Origin of the sequence: Mesorhizobium sp. B2-4-13 (genome assembly GCF_006658535.1) — a bacterium.
GTDB classification, from domain to species: Bacteria; Pseudomonadota; Alphaproteobacteria; order Rhizobiales; family Rhizobiaceae; genus Mesorhizobium; species Mesorhizobium australicum.
This window is the reverse complement of the sequence record NZ_VFVB01000001.1, coordinates 524,936-539,596: the sequence shown is the minus strand read 5'-3', so window position 1 is coordinate 539,596 and position 14,661 is coordinate 524,936. Positions and strand designations below refer to the sequence as shown.

The 14,661-nt window shown below is 62.1% G+C and carries 13 protein-coding genes; 8 read left to right on the top strand and 5 right to left on the bottom strand.

What is annotated here, in order from left to right; all coding sequences use genetic code 11:
- Window position 1 precedes the first annotated feature (1 nt).
- Both FJ936_RS02635 and FJ936_RS02630 read right to left on the bottom strand, forming a co-directional pair.
- The gene (locus tag FJ936_RS02635; RefSeq protein ID WP_015314050.1) at window positions 2-865 is read right to left on the bottom strand and encodes a prephenate dehydratase; all 864 of its coding nucleotides are present in this window, start codon (window positions 863-865) and stop codon (window positions 2-4) included.
- Window positions 866-874: 9 nt separating this feature from the next.
- Window positions 875-1,603 (bottom strand): 3-deoxy-manno-octulosonate cytidylyltransferase, encoded by a 729-nt coding sequence (locus FJ936_RS02630; protein WP_140660621.1) that lies wholly within the window; start codon window positions 1,601-1,603, stop codon window positions 875-877.
- Window positions 1,604-1,795: 192 nt separating this feature from the next.
- Here FJ936_RS02630 and FJ936_RS02625 point away from each other — a divergent pair, with 192 nt between their 5' ends.
- The 7 genes from FJ936_RS02625 (at window position 1,796) to FJ936_RS02590 (ending at window position 11,460) form a co-directional block, all read left to right on the top strand.
- A complete protein-coding gene (locus FJ936_RS02625) occupies window positions 1,796-2,434 on the top strand; it encodes a cytochrome c family protein (RefSeq protein WP_140787087.1) in 639 nt (212 codons plus the stop codon).
- Between the two features lie 164 nt (window positions 2,435-2,598).
- Window positions 2,599-4,473, top strand: a complete 1,875-nt coding sequence (locus FJ936_RS02620) for an extracellular solute-binding protein (RefSeq protein WP_140787085.1) — start codon at window positions 2,599-2,601, stop codon at window positions 4,471-4,473.
- Window positions 4,473-6,341: an extracellular solute-binding protein gene (locus tag FJ936_RS02615; RefSeq protein WP_140787083.1), complete on the top strand. Its 1,869-nt coding sequence runs from the start codon at window positions 4,473-4,475 to the stop codon at window positions 6,339-6,341. The genes FJ936_RS02620 and FJ936_RS02615 overlap by 1 nt, the downstream gene beginning before the upstream one ends.
- Window positions 6,342-6,620: 279 nt before the next feature.
- A complete protein-coding gene (locus tag FJ936_RS02605; RefSeq protein WP_015314055.1) occupies window positions 6,621-7,715 on the top strand; it encodes a microcin C ABC transporter permease YejB in 1,095 nt (364 codons plus the stop codon).
- Complete coding sequence (locus FJ936_RS02600) at window positions 7,715-8,860, top strand: ABC transporter permease (RefSeq protein WP_140787081.1); 1,146 nt, start codon at window positions 7,715-7,717, stop codon at window positions 8,858-8,860. Before FJ936_RS02605 ends, FJ936_RS02600 begins: the two co-directional genes overlap by 1 nt.
- Entirely contained in the window at window positions 8,857-10,488 is a 1,632-nt protein-coding gene (locus FJ936_RS02595) for an ABC transporter ATP-binding protein (protein WP_015314057.1), read from the top strand. Before FJ936_RS02600 ends, FJ936_RS02595 begins: the two co-directional genes overlap by 4 nt.
- A gap of 30 nt (window positions 10,489-10,518) precedes the next feature.
- A complete protein-coding gene (locus FJ936_RS02590) occupies window positions 10,519-11,460 on the top strand; it encodes a glyoxylate/hydroxypyruvate reductase A (RefSeq protein ID WP_140787079.1) in 942 nt (313 codons plus the stop codon).
- Window positions 11,461-11,663: 203 nt separating this feature from the next.
- On the opposite strand, the gene FJ936_RS02585 is transcribed toward FJ936_RS02590, so the two are convergent.
- From FJ936_RS02585 to FJ936_RS02575, 3 genes are all read right to left on the bottom strand, one after another.
- Window positions 11,664-12,116, bottom strand: a complete 453-nt coding sequence (locus tag FJ936_RS02585) for an AAA family ATPase (RefSeq protein ID WP_246680394.1) — start codon at window positions 12,114-12,116, stop codon at window positions 11,664-11,666.
- Entirely contained in the window at window positions 12,116-12,475 is a 360-nt protein-coding gene (locus tag FJ936_RS02580) for a hypothetical protein (protein ID WP_140787077.1), read from the bottom strand. Before FJ936_RS02580 ends, FJ936_RS02585 begins: the two co-directional genes overlap by 1 nt.
- Before the next feature lie 100 nt (window positions 12,476-12,575).
- Entirely contained in the window at window positions 12,576-13,496 is a 921-nt protein-coding gene (locus FJ936_RS02575; protein WP_140787075.1) for a methyltransferase domain-containing protein, read from the bottom strand.
- A gap of 150 nt (window positions 13,497-13,646) precedes the next feature.
- Here FJ936_RS02575 and FJ936_RS02570 point away from each other — a divergent pair, with 150 nt between their 5' ends.
- On the top strand, window positions 13,647-14,657 hold the full coding sequence (locus tag FJ936_RS02570; RefSeq protein ID WP_140787073.1) for a ligase-associated DNA damage response exonuclease: 1,011 nt from the start codon (window positions 13,647-13,649) through the stop codon (window positions 14,655-14,657).
- The last annotated feature ends 4 nt before the right edge of the window (window positions 14,658-14,661 follow it).

Genomic DNA, 14,661 nt, shown 5'->3' with positions numbered 1-14,661 from the left:
CTCAATCCGCCACCTTCCACTGCTCGCGTGACTCGCTGGCTGGATAGACGCCGAGGATCCGCACTTCGCGCGAGAAGAACCGCAGCTCGTCGAGCGCCAGCTTGACCAGCGGATCGTCGGGGTGGCCCTCGATGTCGGCGTAGAACAGCGTCGCCGTGAAGGCGCCGAGCTGGTAGCTTTCCAGCTTTGTCATGTTGATGCCGTTGGTGGCGAAGCCGCCCATGGCCTTGTAGAGCGCGGCCGGCACGTTACGGACGCGAAAGATGAAGGTCGTCATCATCTTGACGTCGGGTGACGGGCGCTCGGCCCATTGCTTGCTTTTGGTCAGGACGACGAAGCGGGTGACGTTGCTGTCGGTGTCCTCGACATTCTCCTCGATGATGTCGAGCCCGTAGAGCGTCGCTGCCAGCGCCGGCGACAACGCGGCCATGGTGCGGTCCTTGACCTCGGAGACCATCTTGGCGGCGCCCGCCGTGTCGCCGGCGACCACTCCCTTCCACCCGTTCTTGCGGATGTATTTGCGGCATTGGCCGAGGGCGTGGATGTGGGTGTGCACGGTCTTGATCTCGTCGCGCCTGACGCCCGGCAGCACCATCAGCTGGAAATGGATCGGCAGGAAATATTCGCCGACGATGTGCAGCTTCGATTCCGGCAGAAGGTGGTGGATGTCGGCGACGCGCCCGGCGATGGTGTTCTCGATCGGGATCATGGCAAGATCGGCCTTGCCGGTCTCCACGGCATTGAACGCGTCCTCGAAGGTCGGGCACGGCAATGGCTCCATAGAGGGATAGACGTTGCGGCTGGCGGTGTCGGAATTGGCGCCGGGCTCGCCCTGGAAGGATATTCTATTGGTCTTTTCAGGCATGCTGATATCTCAGTTGGAAAGGATTTGCCTGGCACGGTCCAGGTCTTCAGGGGTGTCGACACCAAGCGGCAGCGACTGCACGATCTCGGCGTCGATGCGCATGCCGGCTTCCAGGGCCCGCAGCTGCTCCAGCCGCTCGCGGCGCTCAAGCGGCGACGGCTTCAGCGCGACGAAACGCTCGAGTGCCGCGCGTCGATAGGCGTATAGGCCGACGTGGTGATAGAGCGGCCCCTCACCCCAGGGTGCCGTGGCGCGGGTGAAGTAAAGCGCCCGCAACCGCGTGCCGGTGAGCGGCGACCCGACGATCTTGACGACGTTAGGATTGGTCTTTTCCCCCTCGCGGACGATCTCGACGCCGAGCGTGGCGATATCCACCAAGGGGTCGTCGAACGGCCTGAGCGAAGCGGCGATGATGCCGGGATCGATGGTCGGCAGGTCGCCCTGCACATTGACGATCGTTTCGACTTCGCCCCGGGGATCGAGTGCCAACAGTGCCTCGTGGATGCGATCCGAACCCGACTCATGATCCAAGCGCGTCATCACCGCCTCGAAACCATGCGCCCGCACCGCTTCGGCCACGCTTTGCGTGTCGGTCGCCACCACCACACGACCAAGCCCGGCCTCGGCGGCGCGGCGCGCTACGTGGACGATCATCGGGGCGCCGGATATGTCGGCCAGCGGCTTGCCCGGGAGCCGGGTCGAGGCCATGCGGGCGGGGATCAGGATCAAGGTTGACATCGGTCTGGCAAGGCGTTCGAAACGAGGAGGGGAAAGTGGCAAAAGGTCTCACTGGAAGCGCCCTTATAGGTGTTGCAACGCCGGAGCAAAAGACCTAGTTTCCGCCCGATTTGACCGGCTCTGGAGGGCAGGTCTCGATACCGACGGACGGAGTGGACGGATCGGTCCGCCGGAAAAGGGAGCAAGGGGCGTATGGATTCCAACGAAGTCAACAAGCTGCTCGCCGGATTGCTCGGAACCGTTTTCGTGGTCTTCTCGGTCGGCATCGTGTCGGACGCGCTGTTTGCCTCGCCCGCTCCGGAAAAGCCAGGCTTCGCCATCGAAGCCGCCGAGCCGGCAGAAGGCGGCCCTGCGGCGCCGGCCGCGGCGGCCAAGCCGATCGCCGAGCTGCTGGCCACCGCCAATGTCGAGGCGGGTGCCGCCGTGTTCAAGAAATGCCAGGCCTGCCATTCCGGCGAAAAGGGCGGCCCGAACAAGGTCGGCCCGGATCTGTGGGATCTCGTCGACCGTCCCGTCGCGGAGCATGAAGGCTTCGCCTATTCGGCCGGCATGAAGGAGTTTTCCAAGGGCGGCACGGAGAAGTGGACCTACGACAACATCAATCACTTCATCACCTCGCCGAAGAAATTCGTGAAGGGCACGGCCATGGGCTTCGCTGGCTTGCCCAAGGACGAGGACCGCGCCAACGTCATCGCCTACCTGCGCACGCTTTCGGACAATCCCAAGCCGTTGCCGGCACCAGGCGCCGCCGCCGATGCGAGCGCGCCGGCAAAGCCTGCCGAAGGAGCCGCGCCAGCCAAGCCCGCGGCACCCGCCGCACCGGCCAAATAACCGAATTATCACTGACGATCTTGAAAAAGCCGGGTTCAGCCCGGCTTTTTCGTTAGGAAACGCGCATGTATGGCGACAAAGCCGCGCATGGCGGTTTTCACCGGCGCCAAATCATCTAGATTGCCTTTCTGATGATCTGGCACGCATCGCGAAGAGGACAGTGCATGACGGTTGGCCGAACGCTTCTCAAGTCGTTGCTGGCGGCAGCCCTCCTGGTATCGGCATTGCAGACGACCCATGCCGACGAGTGGCGCACGACATCATCGCTGATCGGCGAGTCCAAATACGGCAGCAATTTCCAGCACTATGATTACGTCAACCCGGACGCGCCCAAGGGCGGCACGCTGAATTCGGTGGTACTGGGCACGTTCGACAGCTTCAATCCGTTCATCGCACGTGGCACGCCCGCCGCTGGATTGAACTATCAGGGCGGGCTGCTCTACCAGTCACTGATGGCGAAATCCATCGACGAGGACAGCGTCAATCACCCCGAGATCGCCGAGGCGTACAAGTACCCGGCTGATTTCTCGTCCGCCACTTATCGGCTCGACCCCCGTGCCAAATGGCACGACGGCCAGCCGATCACCGTCGATGACGTGACCTGGTCATTCAATTTCCTGAAAAAGGAAAGCCCGCAATTCAATCGCTATTTCGCCAATGTCACCGAAGCTGTCGCCGTTTCGGATCGGGAAGTCGAATTCCGTTTTGACCAGAAAGGCAATCGTGAGCTGCCGCTGATCATGGCTGATGTGGTGGTGCTGCCGAAACACTGGTGGGAGGGCACCGACGCCAACGGCAAAAAGCGTGATATTACCCAGCCGAGCCTCGAGATCCCGCTCGGCTCTGGCCCATACAAGATCGAGAGCTTCAAACCGGGCTCGGAAATTGTCTGGCGACGGGTTCCCGATTTCTGGGCGGCCGGTCTCGGCATCAATGTGGGACGCAACAATTTCGACCGCCAAAGGTTCACTTATATCCTCGACGACAATGCCGCCTGGCAGGCCTTCACCAAGGGTGGGTTCGAGGACATCAATCAGGAATTCAGTTCGCGGAAATGGGCGACGGCTTATGATTTTCCGGCGATCAAGGCTGGCGACGTCATCAAAAAGGAATTCAAGACCCATTCGCCGGAACCGATGCAGGGCTTCGCCCTGAACCAGCGTCGGCCGTTGTTCCAGAATCGTCTCGTGCGCGAGGCGCTGACCATCCCATTCGACTTCGAGACTATGAACCGCACGCTGTTCTTCGGCTACAACACCCGCACGTCGAGCTATTTCCAAGGCACCGAACTCGCATCCAGCGGCCTGCCGCAAGGCAAGGAGCTGGAAATCCTTGATAAATACCGCGACAAGCTGCCGCCTGAACTGTTCACCCAGGAATTCAAGCTGCCGGTCTACGATTCGCCGCAAGCGGAACGGAAATACCTGAAGCAGGCCGTCGAGCTTTTCGCCAAGGCCGGCTGGGTGATCAAGGGCGGCAAAATGGTCAACGCCAAGACCGGCGCGCCGTTCAAATTCGAGATCCTCGGCTGGAACGATACCGACCAGGTCATCGCCAGCCCCTACATCGCCAATTTGCGCAAGATCGGCGTCGATGCCACGCTGCGCATCATCGATCAGACCCAGTACATTAATCGGGTCACCAATTTCGATTTCGATGTAGTGACGGGGATTCTCCCACAGTCGGGTTCGCCGGGCAACGAGCAACGCGAGTTCTGGGGCTCGAGAGCCGCCGATACGCCAGGTTCACGCAATCTGATGGGCATCAAGGACCCGATCGTCGATGCGCTGGTCGACCGCATCATCTTCGCCACCGACCGTGACGACCTCGTTGCCGCCACTCATGCGCTCGACCGCGTGCTGCTGTGGAATTTCTACGTCGTTCCGCAATACCACCGCGCCGCGGTCTGGCTGGCTTATTGGAACAAGTTCGGCATACCCGACAAGCAGCCCGCTTATCGCGGCGTCGACACGGATTCCTGGTGGATCGACCTGGACAAGGAAAAGGCGCTGGCGACCAAATACAGAGGCGGCAATTGATGGCGGTTCTTCCCCGCCGCGATTTCCTGGCTTTGGGTGGCGCTGCCGCTGCAGCAGCGCTGATGCCGGGCAAAGCCTTTGCAAACGTTGCGACCGGCACCAAGCTGCACGGCCTTTCCGCCTTCGGCGACCTCAAATACAAGCCTGATTTCCCGCATTTCGACTATGTCAAAGTCGATGCGCCCAAGGGCGGCATCTTCAATTTCTCGCCGCCGAATTGGGGTTACAACCAGGATACGCAGACTTTCAACACGCTGAACTCCTTCGCCAACAAGGGCGATGCGCCGCCACGCATGGAGATGTGTTTCGACGCGCTGATGGTGCGGGCGCTCGATGAACCCGACGCGGTATATGGCCAGATCGCGGATGGCGTGACGCTCTCCGACGACCGCAATGGCTTCACCTTCTCGCTTCGACCCGAGGCGCGTTTCCATGACGGCACGCCGCTGACGGCGCAGGATGCTGCCTTCACCTTCAAGCTCTACAAGGAGAAGGGCCATCCCGACCTATCGCTGTCGCTGACGCACATGACCGATGCCGTTGCCGTCGATGACCGCACACTGCGGCTTACTTTTTCCGGCAAGCAATCCGCCCGGACCGTGCTCAACGTGGTGGAATTCCCGATCCTGTCCAAGGCCTTCTACACGGCAAATCCCTTCGATTCCTCGCAATTGAACCCGCCGCTCGGGTCCGGCGCCTACAAGGTCGGGCGTTTCTCGGCCGGCGCATGGATCGAGTACGATCGGGTGGCGGACTATTGGGGTCGTGACCTCACGTTCAATCGCGGACAGAACAATTTCGATCGTATCCGCATCGAGTTCTACCAGAACCGCAACGCCGGATTCGAAGCCTTCAAGAAAGGTGAGATCACTTATCGCGAGGAATTCGTGTCACGCGTTTGGGCCACCGCCTATGACTTCCCTGCAATGACCGCGGGCAAAGTGGCCAAGCATGAATTCCCGGCCGAAAAGCGACCCTCGATGCAGGCCACCGCGGTCAATCAGCGGCGAGAGCAGTTTCGCGACCCTAGGGTGAGGCGGGCGCTCGCGCTATGTTTCGATTTCGAGTGGACGCGCCGCAACTTCTTCTACGGCTCGTACGAGCGTTCGCAATCCTGCTTCGAGAAATCGGACTTTCGCGCCGAAGGGACACCGTCGCCGCAAGAACTGGCTCTGCTGGAGCCGCTGCGAAGCCAGTTGCCGGCAGAGGTCTTCGGCGAGGCAGTGACCCAGCCCGCATCCGACGGCTCCGGTCGCGACCGCAAGCTGCTTGGCCAAGCGGCAAAGCTTCTGTCCGCCGCTGGGTGGAAGCGATCAGGCGACTTTGTCGTTAACGACAAGGGGGGCCGGCTTTCAGCCGAGTTCATGGTCGATGACGACACCTTCGTCCAGGTCTATTCGCCTTGGGTCGCCAACATGAAGGCGATCGGCATCGACGCCACGATACGGTTGGTGGATTCGGCGCAATACCAGTCCAGGCAGGCGAATTTCGACTTCGACCTCTTGTCTGCTGCCTTTTCATTCAGCGCGACGCCGACTCGGGATGATCTCGAAGTCTTCTTCCATTCGAGCACCGCCGGCGTCTCCGGCTCCCGCAACTTGCCGGGTATCTCCGATCCCGCTGTCGACACGCTGATCAATGCCGTGGGCGCGGCAAAGGACCGTGAAAACCTGACCGTGGCGATGCGGGCGCTCGACCGGGTCTTGCGTGCGCGATGCGATTGGATTCCTAGTTGGTTCCTGGCGAATCATCGCGTTGCCTATTGGGACATGTTCGGCTTTCCCGAGCAAAAGCCCGATTACGGCTTTCCGGTCGAGACGCTGTGGTGGTTCGATAAAGGCAAGGCGGCAAAAATTGGCAAAGGCTGAATTCCTTGGGGGTGTTGGCGCTGCCCCTCACCTGCCTGCCGGCATCCTCTCCCCGTATAGCGACGGGGCGAGGGGCGCTCTCACCAACGGTTTCGCCAACTACGAGAGTCGCATTAAGAACGCCGAGACTGCGGCCAGCCCCTTTCTCCCCGTCACTATACGGGGAGAAATGTCCGGCAGGACAATGAGGGGCGGCGCCCGCGTCGACATTTGGCCCGGAGCGATTGCCTTGCGGGTGCCGCAAGGCGCGGTGGCTCTCCTCGAGGAGGATAACACCTGATGGGCGCCTATATACTGCGCCGCATCCTTTTGATGATCCCGACCCTGTTCGGCATCATGGCGATATCGTTCGCCGTTATCCAGTTCGCGCCTGGCGGGCCGGTCGAGCAGGTCATCGCCAAACTGACCAACCAGGGCGGCAGCGACCGCCTCGGCGGTGGTGGCGGCGATGCAGGCGGCTCCAATTTCGATGTCGCCGGCGATGTCAGCTCGAAATATCGCGGCGCCCAGGGCCTCGATCCGGAATTCATCAAGAAGCTGGAGAAGCAGTTCGGTTTCGACAAGCCGCCGCTCGAGCGCTTCGGCATGATGCTGTGGAATTATGCCAGGTTCGATTTCGGCAACAGCTATTTCCGCGATATCTCGGTGCTCGACCTGATCCTGGAAAAGATGCCCGTATCGATTTCGATCGGGCTCTGGATCACCTTGTTGTCCTATCTGATCTCGATACCGCTCGGCATTCGCAAGGCGGTGAAGGACGGCACGCCCTTCGACGTCTGGACCAGTGGCGTCGTCATCGTCGGCTATGCCATTCCAGGCTTCCTGTTCGGCATCCTTTTGATGGTGCTGTTCGCCGGCGGCTCGTTCTGGGACTGGTTCCCGTTGCGCGGCATCGTCTCGGACAATTGGGACCAATTGTCGTGGCCGGCCAAGATCGTCGATTATTTTTGGCACATGACGCTGCCGCTGACGGCGCTGGTGTTGTCGGCCTTCGCAACGACCACGCTTTTGACCAAGAACTCCTTCCTGGAGGAAATCCGCAAGCAGTATGTGGTGACGGCGCGCGCCAAGGGCCTGTCGGAACGGCAGGTGCTTTATGGGCACGTTTTCCGCAACGCCATGCTGATCGTCATCGCCGGCTTCCCGGGTGCCTTCATCTCGGCCTTCTTCACGGGATCGCTGCTGATCGAGAACATCTTTTCGCTCGACGGGCTCGGCCTGCTCGGCTTCCGGTCCGTGGTCGAGCGCGACTATCCGGTGGTGTTCGCCAACCTTTATATCTTCTCGCTGCTTGGCCTGTTCGTCGGGCTCCTGTCCGACCTGATGTACACCTGGGTCGATCCGCGCATCGATTTCGAGCGGAGAGACATCTGATGTCGGAGGCAAGCGTAACCGCCGGTGTCTTGCCGGAGCGGCTCCCACGGCCGTTCCTGTCGCCGCTCAACAAGCGCCGCCTGCAGAATTTCAAAGCCAACCGGCGCGGCTACTGGTCGCTGTGGATTTTCCTCGTCCTGTTCGTGCTGTCGCTGTTTGCCGAATTGATCGCCAACGACAAGCCGATCATCGCTTCCTACAAGGGCGAGATCCTTTTCCCGGTGATGGTCGCTTACCCCGAGGAAAAATTCGGCGGCTTCTATGCCGTCACCGATTACCGCGACCCGGTTATCCAGGACGAGATCAACGCCCATGGCTGGATGATCTGGCCGCCGATCCGCTATTCCTACCAGACCGTCAATAACGCCATTCCGGAAGCAGCGCCGGCCAAGCCATCATGGGAATATGACGCCAAGACGCGCTGCAACCAATATCCACGAGGAGCCGATGACCCGGCCTGCAATGTCGGCAACTGGAACTGGTTCGGCACCGACGACCAGGCGCGCGACGTGCTGGCGCGCGTCATTTACGGCTTCCGCATTTCGGTGCTGTTCGGCCTGATCCTGACCGCGGGTTCGGCGCTGATCGGCGTCGGCGCCGGTGCCTTGCAGGGCTATTTCGGCGGCTGGACCGATCTCCTGTTCCAGCGCTTCATCGAGATCTGGTCGGCCATTCCCGTGCTCTATCTGCTGCTCATCGTCGCCGCCATCCTGCCGCCGGGCTTCTTCATCCTGCTCGGCCTGATGCTGCTGTTTTCCTGGGTGGCGCTGGTCGGGGTGGTGCGGGCGGAGTTCCTGCGCGCCCGCAACTTCGAATATGTCAACGCGGCGCGCGCGCTCGGCGTGCCCAACCGCACCATCATGTTCCGGCATCTGCTGCCCAACGCCATGGTGGCGACATTGACCTTCCTGCCCTTTTTGCTGAGCGGCTCGATCTCGACGCTGACCTCGCTAGACTATCTCGGCTTCGGCCTGCCGCCCGGCTCCGCCTCGCTCGGTGAACTGCTCAAGCAGGCGCAGCGCAATCTCAACGCGCCTTGGCTCGGCATTTCCGGCTTCGTCGTCATCTCGCTGATGCTGTCGCTGCTGGTATTTGTCGGCGAGGCGACGCGCGACGCCTTCGATCCGCGCAAGACGTTCAAATGAGCGATGCTCCCTTGCTCAGCGTGCAGGACCTCAGCGTCGCCTTCAGCCAGGGCGGCGGCCAGTCAGTCGCCGTCGACCACATTTCGTTCGACATCGCCAGGGGCGAGACGGTGGCGCTGGTCGGCGAATCCGGCTCCGGCAAATCGGTCTCGGCGCTGTCGGTGCTGAAGCTGCTGCCCTATCCCAGCGCCAGCCACCCCTCAGGCAAGATCCTGTTTCAGGGTGCCGACCTGCTCGCCATGAGCGAGAAGCAATTGCGCCAGGTGCGCGGCAACAAGATCACCATGATCTTCCAGGAGCCGATGACCTCGCTCAATCCGTTGCACACGATCGAGCACCAGATCGTCGAAATCCTGAAGCTGCATCAAGGCATGGGCGACCGTCCGGCCAAGGCGCGCACGCTGGCCCTGCTCAACGAGGTCGGTATCCGCGATCCGCAGAAGCGTCTGGACGCCTATCCGCATCAGCTGTCCGGCGGCCAGCGCCAGCGCGTCATGATCGCCATGGCGCTCGCCAACGAGCCGGAACTGTTGATCGCGGACGAGCCGACGACCGCGCTCGACGTCACGGTGCAGGCACAGATCCTCGAACTGCTCGCGGGCCTCAAAAGCCGCAAGGGCATGTCGATGCTGTTCATCACCCATGACCTCGGCATCGTGCGCAAGATCGCCGACCGGGTCTGCGTGATGACCAAGGGCAAGATCGTCGAGACCGGACCGACCAAGGACATCTTCGCCAACCCGCAGCACCCCTATACGCGCCATCTTCTGGCCGCCGAGCCGAAAGGCAAGCCGCCGGCCGCCAATGCCGACGCCAAGCCTGTCATGACCGGCAAGGACATCAAGGTGTGGTTTCCGATCAAGCAGGGGTTCTTCCGGCGCACGATCGATCATGTGAAGGCGGTCGACGGCATCGACGTCACCGTGCGCGCCGGCCAGACGCTGGGCGTGGTCGGCGAATCCGGTTCGGGCAAGACGACGCTCGGCCTGGCGCTGGCGCGCATGATCTCGTCGACCGGGACGATCCAGTTCAACGGCCGCGACATCAACCAGCTCACCTTCAACGCGATGCGACCGCTCAGGCGCGAATTGCAGATCGTCTTCCAGGATCCGTTCGGCTCGCTCAGCCCGCGCATGTCGATCGCCGAGATCATCGAGGAAGGCCTGAAGATCCACGAGCCGAAGCTGTCGCCCGACGAGCGCGACGACAAGGTGGCCGCCGTGCTGAAGGAAGTCGGGCTCGATCCGGCGACCCGCAACCGCTATCCGCACGAGTTTTCCGGCGGCCAGCGCCAACGTGTCGCCATCGCCCGCGCCATGGTGCTCAACCCGCGCTTCGTCATGCTGGACGAGCCGACATCGGCGCTCGACATGAGCGTGCAGGCACAGGTCGTCGATCTCCTGCGCAATTTGCAGGCCAAGCACGACCTCGCCTATCTTTTCATCAGCCACGACCTCAAGGTCATCCGGGCGCTGGCCAACGACGTCATCGTCATGCGCAACGGCCAGATCGTCGAAGCCGGCCCTTCCGAACAAATTTTTGGAAATCCGCAAACCGACTATACTCGGGCGCTGATCTCGGCCGCCTTCAAGATCGAGACGGCGCCGACTGGCGTGGTCAGCGAGTGATCCGCACAAGGAAGGACTGAACGAACCGCGATGGAAAAAGGCCGCATCCTGCTTGCCGTCACCGGCTTTCATCCGCAGCGCTGGCGCGACCTGCTGTCGGCCGAGCGCGAGGTGGTGCTGGAACCGGACGGCCCCAAGGATCCCTCGATCACCTATGCGGTGGTGTGGAAGCAGAAGCCCAATTTGATGTCGTCGCTGCCCAATCTGCGCGCCATCTTCTCGATCGGCGCCGGCGTCGACCATATCTTCGCCGATCCCGGCCTGCCCGACGTGCCGATCGTCAAGGTCGTCGCCGACAACCTCACCCAGTACATGACCGAGTACGTCGTCTGGCGGGTGCTCGATCACCATCGCCAGGGCCTGCTCTACCGGTCGCAGCAGCCAAAGAAGATCTGGCACGAGCCACAGCAGAGGCCGGCCGGTGACATTTCCGTCGGCATCATGGGACTTGGCAGTCTCGGCCGCGCGGCAGCCTCGGCGCTGCTGTCGCTGGGCTTTGCGGTCAATGGCTGGTCGCGCACGGACCGGCCAATGGAAGGGGTGGCGACGTATGGCGGCGAAGCCGGGCTGATCCCATTCCTCAACGCCACCGACATTCTGGTCGTGCTTCTGCCGCTGACGCCGGACACGCAAGGCATCATCAACTACGGCGTGCTGAAGGAATTGAGGAAACGCAACGGCCTCGGCGGCTCGGTGCTGATCAATGCCGGACGCGGCCGCCTGCAGAAGGACGCCGACATCGTGCGCGCGCTGGATGACGGCACGCTGAAGGAGGCGAGCCTCGACGTGTTCGAGGTGGAACCACTGCCGAAGACCAGCCCGTTGTGGAACCACCCGAAGGTGTTCGTGACGCCGCATGCCGCGGCGACTTCCGATCCAGCCCATCTGGCGCCGCTCATGCTGCGCCAGATGGACGCTTTCGAACGCGGCGAAAGGCTCGACAATCTGGTGGACCGCAAGGCAGGATACTAGAGCGGTTCAGCGTTTTATGGAATCGCCGACCCGCTCTAATTCTTTGTTTTACGCAATTCCGGACGGAAAACCGCTACGCACTTTTCCTGGAATTGCTCTAGCCAGACGTCCTCGTCACCTGGCCAAATCCCAGTCCTGAAAACATTTCTTGATCGCATTGGCGGACGACAGTTGCAGCTTCGGCAGGTTGACCTGCTCGAACGTCACCCGGTATCTTGAGCGGTTTTCGGCGTGGTCACGGCAATGTGGTGGATCATGTCCCATTTGATGCTGTCGCGCCCACCTTCCAAGGCTCCGCGTCTTTCCTTCTCGAACAAGGTACGCCTGAAATAGCGCAGCAGACTTGCCGGGGTGGAAATGTCCAGCAGGATCAATCCGGTCGCGCGCTGGAAGCGTTGCGGCATGCAAACCGAGTAATTTCCGTCCATCACCCACCGTTCGCCGGCGATCGCTGCGTCATGCAAGGCAATGAATTCGTCCCTCGGACGCTGCAGCCAATCCGTGTTGGGCAGGTGAAAGAGCAGATCAAGATGAATGGGTGTCAGGCCACGCTTGCGCGCGATCGCGTCGGCAAGCGTCGACTTGCCGCTGTTCGACGGGCCCAGGATACAGATGCGGTCGCCGAACTCCGAGAGCTTCATTTGGGCAACACGCATCAGCCAGGCAGCGCGAACTTCTTCTGCTTGTCCGGTTTGCCGCAGTCGCGGCGATCGATCGACCGGTTCATGGCATCGATTTCGCCTGACGCCTTGTCGCTGTCGCGTTGAGCCTTGGAACGCATGTCGGGCGTGAACGGGCCAAAACCCATGGCAGGATTGGAAAAAGTCGGCTTGGCGGTCGTGGGGAGACTATATTGCTGCGCCAATCCGTTGCGCCGCGCCAGCAACTGATCGCATGGCACGCTGTCATATTGCAGCGAGGACTCGACGTTGGCGTCCTGCCGCTCGGACGCTGAATTGCCCACGCAGCCGGTGGTTACGAGGCAAGACGCCAAAATCATCACGTTCCAGCGCATCGAAGTGCTCCTCCTGATATACCGCCCTGATGCGACCAGATCGCAAATATCAGTCGCGCACGCAAATCGGACTTTTTCGCAGCAGCGCAAAGAGTTGCCCTCACAGGGGACCGGCTTTCCATGCCACGACGGCCAGGCCTTTGACAGGCTCGCGGCGATCCCAGCGGATGGTTGTCGGCTCCAGCGCGAGGACCGAGAGGCAGTTGGCCTCGAGGGTCCGTACGACATAGCCATCCGAATGGGCGTAGCGCCGGGAGGGCTGCAGCGCGAACTCGCCACCGCCTTCCGCCAGGCTCTCGACTGAAAAGGCAAACAGGCCACCGTCGGCGAGCAGGCCGGCGACCACTCCCACCAGACCTTCGAGGCCGCCGATGTAGATCAGCACGTCGGCTGACGTCACCAGATCGGCCTTGTCGCCCGAATAGGAAAAATCCTGCAAATCCGCTTTCGTCAGCGCGTCGTAGATGCCTTTTGCCCGCGCCTTCTTCAGCATCCTTGCCGAGATGTCGAACCCCTCCAGCCGGTCGACGATCGGCCTCAGCTTCTCGCCCATCAGCCCAGTGCCGCAACCCAGGTCGAGCGCCAGGCGGAAGCGGCCCGGCCTTGCCTTGCGGATGGCCGCGTCGAGCACCTCGGGCAGCCGGTAGTCGAGTTTGCCGACCAGCATCGCCTCGAAGGTCTCTGCATAGTGGTCGAACAGCGTTTCGACAAAGGCGCTGGGCGGCGCCATAAAGACCGGACCTTTGCCGATCAGCTGCAATTTGAGAGCCGCGCCCTGACGATCGGCCGGATCCAGTTTCAACGCCGTCCTCCAGGCCTGCGCCGCCAGGTCGAGCCTGCCTGATGCCTCCTGCATCTCGCCCAGGCGAAACCAGCCCATTGCCCATTGCGGCGCCAGTTCCAGCCCGCCGAGCAGCAACTCGGCGGCAGCGGCATGATCGCCGGAGGCAACGAGCATTTCGGCATAGTCCGCACGGCGATCGGCGTTCGGGTCGCCCGACGAGGTCTGAAGCGGTTTCATGATGATGGTTTCCACCTGCAGGGAGCCGGCCGCCCATATCTGTAGAGCAAGGAATGCCGAAGCTGAACCGAATTGGACAGGCTTTGCCCGGGAGTCAGCAGTCTCGGCCAACAGGCTTCCCGCGGCGGAATTATATCCTATCTTGGCATCATGCGCGCCAGCGACCTGCTTCATCCCCGGCCCGAAGGCCTCTACTGCCCGCCGGGCGATTTCTTCATCGACCCGGTGCGGCCGGTGAACCGGGCGCTGATCACGCACGGCCATTCCGACCATGCGCGTTCCGGCCACGGCTCGGTGCTTGCGACACAGCAGACGCTCGACATCATGGGACTTCGCTACGGCGAGGATTTCGCGGGGACGACGCAGACAGCCAGGCTCGGCGAGACGATTGCCCTCAACGGCGTCGATGTCAGCTTTCATCCGGCCGGCCATGTGCTGGGTTCGGCGCAGATATCGGTCGAGCACCAGGGCAGGCGCATCGTCGCCTCCGGCGACTACAAGCGGCAGAGGGATGCGACCTGCGCGCCCTTCGAGCCGATCCGCTGCGACATCTTCATCACCGAGGCGACTTTCGGCCTGCCGGTGTTTCGCCATCCGCCAGACACGGAAGAGATCGCCCGGCTGCTGAAATCGGCGGCGCAATTCCCGGAGCGCTCGCATCTGGTCGGGGCTTACGCGCTGGGCAAGGCGCAACGCGTGATGCGGCTGTTGCGCGACGACGGTTACGACAAGCCGCTCTACATCCATGGCGCGCTGGCCAGGCTCAGCGCGTATTACCAGAGCCAGGGCATCGATCTCGGTGATCTCGAGCCGGCGACGGTGGGGAGCGGGGCCAAGCAAGATTTCGCCGGCGCCATCGTGGTCGGCCCGCCATCGGCCTTCGCCGACCGCTGGGCGCGGCGCTTTCCCGATCCGATCTCGTGCTTCGCGTCGGGCTGGATGCGCATCCGCCAGCGCGCCAAGCAAGGCGGCGTCGAGCTGCCGTTGATCATCTCGGACCATGCCGACTGGGACGAACTCACCGCCACCATCAAGGAGACCGGCGCAGCCGAAATCTGGGTCACGCACGGCCGCGAGGAAGCCCTGGTGCGCTGGTGCGAACTGGAAGGCATCGCCGCCCGCCCGCTGCATCTGGTGGGCTATGAAGATGAGGGCGATTGAGGTC